We start from the raw sequence: 4,770 nt of genomic DNA, 5'->3' as shown, positions 1-4,770 counted from the left end.
GCCGCGACGGAGCGACGGCGACTCTCGAGACTCGAGGGGAGCGTGCTCGCTCGCGCGGACGCCGTCGATGCGCTCGCGGTCGCAGCCGCAGCGGTCGTCACGTACGTCCTGAGCGTTCGCGCTGGCCTCGGCCCGGTCGTGGCCGCCGCCGCGGTCGGGTTGCTCGTCGGGGTCGGCCTCCCCCGGATCGACGGCCCGGCCTACTGCGGGACGTTCGTCGGAATGGCCTCGCCGGCGGTGTTTCCCTCCCTCGAGCCGGTCGCGGTCGCGGGCGTGATCGCCGGGCTCGCGTTCGTCGCGACGGCCGGCTCGTTCGACGGCTTCGGCGGCAAGTACGGGACGATCGCGCTCTTTGGCTGCATCACGACGGTTGCCCTGCTCGACGTTGACTACGCCGCCGCCAGCGCACTCGAGCCGCGACTCGCTCCGGCAGTCGTCCTCGTCGCTGGCGTCGCGGCGGTCGCGACCGTCGCGCTCCGGACCCGCGGTGGGGCCAGCTCCGTCGTCGCCTCTGCCGCGGTCGGGCTCGTCGCTGGCATCGCGTTCCCCTCGCTCTTTCCGTCGCTCGGGTCGACGCTGGCCGTGGTCGCCTTCTGTGCCTCGTTCGCCGGGATGTCGGGCGACGAGCGGCTGGCGACCACCGGACAGGTCGCCGCCGCCGGCTGCCTCTGTGGCCTCGTCTACTTCGCGGTCGCACCGTCCCTGTCCGGGGCGGGCGGCAAGCTCGGGACCACCGCCTTTGCCTCCTGTCTCGCCGGCGCCGGCACGTTGCGACTGCCCGCCGTCGTCCGATCGAGACTCGGCCGCACCGCCTCGAGCGGGTGACGGCGGAGCAGGTTTCACCTTTGCGACCGGACTGCGTGCCGACTCGAGGAGTACGTTGAATGGCCGTCAGAACTCAGTCGGCCGAAATCTCGCAGGTCCCCTCGTAGGCCACGTCCGAGACCGACTCGATCTCGGGGTCGTCGCCACAGACTGGACACGCCGGGTTCGGCTGGACGGGGACTTCCTCGAAGCTCATGTCCATCGCGTCGTACAGCAGGAGCCGTCCCTCGAGCAGGTCGCCTTTCCCGAGCAGGTATTTGACGACCTCGGTGGCCTGAATGCAGCCGACGGTCCCGGGGAGGACGCCGAGGACGCCGGTCGTCGCGCAGTCGGGGACGGTACCGGGTTCGGGGGCTTCGGGGAAGATACACCGGTAACACGGCCGCGGCTCGTCGCCGCCGCGTTCGTTCGTGAAGGAGGTGAGCTGGCCCTCGAAGCGGTAGATCGCGCCGTGAAACAGCGGTGTTTCGGTGAGGACGCAGTGGTCGTTCAGCAGGTACCGGGTAGCGAAGTTGTCGCTGGCGTCTAACACGATGTCGTAGTCGGCAACGAGGTCCGCGACGGTGTCGGCCGTGACGCGAGTCTCGTGGGTCTCGACGGTGATATCGGGATTCAGCGCCGCGACGTAGTCGGCCGCGCTGTCGACCTTCGGTCGCCCCACGTCGTCGTCGCCGTGGACGATCTGGCGTTGCAGGTTCGAGCGCTCGACGACGTCGTCGTCGACGATCCCCAATCGGCCGACGCCGGCGGCCGCGAGATACTGAATCGCCGGCGATCCCAGCCCGCCCGCGCCGACGATCAGCACCGATCCCTCGAGCAGCCGCTGTTGGCCCTCCGGACCGATCTCGTCCATGATCACGTGTCTCGAGTAGCGATCGAGTTGGGTCGCGTCCAGACGCAGGTCGCTCATACGTCGTCGTAGGCTCGAGAGCGAGAAAAGTCCGCGGGTCGACTCGAGAGGGGGCGACGGCTGGCCGAGTCGGTCGCGGTCGGTTCCGTGGCCGCGGGGCCGACGTGTGGGATCGCGAAGGAGGCAGGATTAGCAGCCACCATTCGATTTAATACTGTGGGTTGTGTTCACATGGATATGGCAACCTCACCCAATGACGCCGGTGACGACGTCATCGACCAATTCCTGTCCGACCGCGGTCACTCGGTCGAACGAGTAGGGTGGGAGCAGGAGTATAACAAGAAGCAGTGTCCCGACTGCGGCGGCCTTCACGAGACGTCCGCCAACTCCTGTAGCGTCTGTGGGTGGGAGCCGACGCCGTAGGGTCGACCGCTGACTCGAGCCCGTTGCGACCGTCCCGTCGATAAATTCGCGTTCCGTGTAGTGTTTTTATCAGTGCGTATTCGACACAATTATAATGGGTTACAGATGATAGCGTATTGAGGAGAACTATGCCGGAATGCCAGAACTGCGGTGCGTTCGTCACGGAGACGTACGCCCGGGTGTTTACGCCCCGCGGCGTTGAGGATCCCCGCGTCTGTCCGGACTGTCAGGACAAGATACGCGACGGTGCCGAGGTTCGAGACGCCCGCTCCCCCCGCGATCCCTGATCGTCGCGTCGTCGTCGGCTTCTGTCGCCGAAAACCCACGTCACTTATGGGTGTCGCGCTCCTGTACAGCTACAATGACTACGACGGACACGACGGTTACCCGCCTGTTCGGCGGTCCGGGAAGCGGGAAGACGACCGCCTTGCTGGACCACGTCGAGGAGATCCTCGAGCAGGACGGGGTCACTTTTCGGGATATTCTGGTCGTCTCGTATACGCGAGCGGCGGCCCAAGAGGTTCGCGAGCGGTTAGCCGAGCGCCTCGACGAGAGTCCGCGTGCGCTGCAGGGCAACGTCTGTACGATGCACGCGAAAGCTTACGAACTGCTCGATCTCTCCCGGAGCGACGTCATCGGCGAATCCGACAAGGAGGGGTTCTGCGAGCAGTACGGCATCGAGTACGAGGACGAGTACTCCGGCGCGGGGCGACGCACTGCCCGTTCGACGACGATCGGGAACAAGGTCATCGCGACGAGCCAGTGGCTCCAGCGGACCAGCCGCGACGTCTCGGACTGGTACGACGTCCCCTTCCAGTGGGACGACGAGGAGGTCCGGCTCCCGCCCGAAATCGACCCGAACGCTCAGGAGGGTAACAAGTACACCCCGACCTGGCCCAGCGACGACGACCGGATCGACGTTCCCGAGGCGATCCGTGGCTGGCGCTCCTACAAGGGCGAAGAGGGCAAGATCGGCTTCGCGGACATGTTAGAGCGGGTCAAACAGCGCTCCCTGCTCCCGAACGTCGACTACCTCGTCATCGACGAGTTCCAGGACATCACGACCCTGCAGTACGACGTCTACGAGGAGTGGAAACCACACATGGAGCAGGTGCTGATCGCCGGCGACGACGACCAGGTCGTCTACTCCTGGCAGGGTGCCGACCCTGCGCTCTTGCTCGAGGAAGACGTCGACGAGGACATCATTCTGCCGAACTCCTATCGGTTGCCCTCGAACGTCCTCAACGCGGTCAACAAGGAGATCCGTCACATCGAGACCCGACAGGACAAGGACCTCAAGCCCCGCAAGGAAGGCGGTGCCGTCGAGGCCCGTACCAACGCCTCGATGCTCGACGTCGTCCGGAACGTCCGCCGAACCCTCGTTGAGGGCGACGGCACCATCATGGTGCTGTTCCGGGCTCGCTACCAGATGTTCCAGTTCATCGATGAGTTCATCACCGAAGGGGTCCCCTTTACCTCGCTGACCGACCAGCGGATGTGGACTGACCGACTCACCCAGTACGTCCGGGCGGTCGAGGCCATCGACGCCGGCGAGGACGTCACCGGCCTGCAGGCCCGCCGGCTCGCCGACATGCTCCAGGAGTCGGCCTTCGGTACCGCGGAACGCGACGACCTCTTCGACGAAATCGACGATCGACAGGAAGATGCGGGTATCGACGATCTCGAGGACCTCATGATTCCCGCCGATGTCGTCGAGGACCACGCGCCGTTCATGCCCGGCCCCGGCTCGGCGGCCGACATGCTCCGGAAGGTCACCAACTTCCAGAAGAAAAGCGTCCGCTCGTACTTCGCCATCGGCGAGTACCAGGGGATGGACACTGACCGCGTCCGCGTCGGGACGATCCACTCCGCGAAGGGCCGCGAGGCCGACCACGTCTTCGTCGGCACCGACCTCACCGAGAAAGTCGTCGAGCAGATGGTCGCCACCGTCGACGACCCCACCGACATCCCCGGCTGCGAGGAGTTCACCAAGACCACCTCGCCCGTGCCCGTGCTGACCGACAACGAACGCCGCGTCTTCTACGTCGGGATGTCGCGGGCCCGCGAGCGACTCGTCCTCCTCGAGAACTTAGTCGACGGCGCGCCGACGCTGCCGGTCGACGTCCTCCTCGAGAACGAGCTGACCGACATGACTCTCGAGGAACTCGTCGAGCAGGCCCAACAGCCCGATCCCGACGCCGAGGCCGACGACCTCGAGGCCGAAGCCGAAGCGCCGTGACCGGTGGGAACGCCGACGGCGCGACGGACAGGCCCGAGTTCGACGACGGCACGGAACTCGGCCGCGAGCGCCGGCGCCACGCGGCCGACGTCCTCTCGGCTGCCCTCGCCGACCGCGACGGCGCCGCGTTCGTTCACGCCGGCGTCGACCGCGATCCCGGGATTCGCTACGCCTGCGACCGGCCGGCCGACACGACGGCCGTGGCCTACGACGGCACCGCCGACGAGTGGCTCGTTCACTCGAGCGCCGAGGGCGGCGGCCACCCCGCTGAGCGGCTGGCGTCGACCCTCGTCGATCGGGGGTTCGAGGGAACGATCTTGGCCCCGCCACGCATCCCACACGACGCCGCGCTCTATCTCGAACGGGCGGGGTTCGACCTCGCCTCGACGGACGCCCTCGAGCGGGCGCGAGCGACGAAAACGGCCGGCGAGCG

At 66.9% G+C, this 4,770-nt stretch carries 5 protein-coding genes and 1 pseudogene; 5 read left to right on the top strand and 1 reads right to left on the bottom strand.

What is annotated here, in order from left to right; all coding sequences use genetic code 11:
• Nucleotides 1-825, top strand: an 825-nt coding sequence (locus ACSBP4_RS19540; protein ID WP_435553198.1) for a hypothetical protein, incomplete at its 5' end; no start/stop codon positions are given.
• A gap of 73 nt (nucleotides 826-898) precedes the next feature.
• Here the strand turns inward: ACSBP4_RS19540 and ubaA are convergent.
• Nucleotides 899-1,735 carry an SAMP-activating enzyme E1 gene (gene ubaA, locus ACSBP4_RS19535; protein ID WP_373631573.1) on the bottom strand — a complete coding sequence of 279 codons (837 nt, stop codon included), beginning with the start codon at nucleotides 1,733-1,735 and terminating at the stop codon, nucleotides 899-901.
• A gap of 177 nt (nucleotides 1,736-1,912) precedes the next feature.
• On the opposite strand from ubaA, the gene ACSBP4_RS19530 reads away from it, so the two are divergent.
• The 4 genes and pseudogenes from ACSBP4_RS19530 to ACSBP4_RS19515 all read left to right on the top strand — a co-directional run.
• Nucleotides 1,913-2,098 (top strand): HVO_0416 family zinc finger protein, encoded by a 186-nt coding sequence (locus tag ACSBP4_RS19530; protein ID WP_049905393.1) that lies wholly within the window; start codon nucleotides 1,913-1,915, stop codon nucleotides 2,096-2,098.
• Between the two features lie 128 nt (nucleotides 2,099-2,226).
• Nucleotides 2,227-2,385 carry a DUF7563 family protein gene (locus tag ACSBP4_RS19525; RefSeq protein WP_006180277.1) on the top strand — a complete coding sequence of 53 codons (159 nt, stop codon included), beginning with the start codon at nucleotides 2,227-2,229 and terminating at the stop codon, nucleotides 2,383-2,385.
• A gap of 74 nt (nucleotides 2,386-2,459) precedes the next feature.
• On the top strand, nucleotides 2,460-4,337 hold the full coding sequence (locus ACSBP4_RS19520) for a UvrD-helicase domain-containing protein (RefSeq protein WP_435553197.1): 1,878 nt from the start codon (nucleotides 2,460-2,462) through the stop codon (nucleotides 4,335-4,337).
• Nucleotides 4,334-4,770 (top strand): annotated as a pseudogene (locus ACSBP4_RS19515) (peptidase M24); the annotation flags it as partial. The gene ACSBP4_RS19520 and the pseudogene ACSBP4_RS19515, both read left to right, overlap by 4 nt.

The sequence above is a fragment of the Natrinema sp. CGMCC1.2065 genome (assembly GCF_051225675.1).
GTDB classification, from domain to species: Archaea; Halobacteriota; Halobacteria; order Halobacteriales; family Natrialbaceae; genus Natrinema; species Natrinema thermotolerans.
Note: the sequence above shows the minus strand (reverse complement) of the source record. Positions and strands in the feature narration are given on the sequence as shown.

Bases quoted from the DNA above. Each gene is read 5' to 3' on its own strand.
- ACSBP4_RS19530 (WP_049905393.1), top strand. From the start codon at position 1,913: ATGGCAACCTCACCCAATGACGCCGGTGACGACGTCATCGACCAATTC.
- ubaA (WP_373631573.1), bottom strand. From the start codon at position 1,735: ATGAGCGACCTGCGTCTGGACGCGACCCAACTCGATCGCTACTCGAGA.
- ACSBP4_RS19520 (WP_435553197.1), top strand. From the start codon at position 2,460: ATGACTACGACGGACACGACGGTTACCCGCCTGTTCGGCGGTCCGGGA.
- ACSBP4_RS19525 (WP_006180277.1), top strand. From the start codon at position 2,227: ATGCCGGAATGCCAGAACTGCGGTGCGTTCGTCACGGAGACGTACGCC.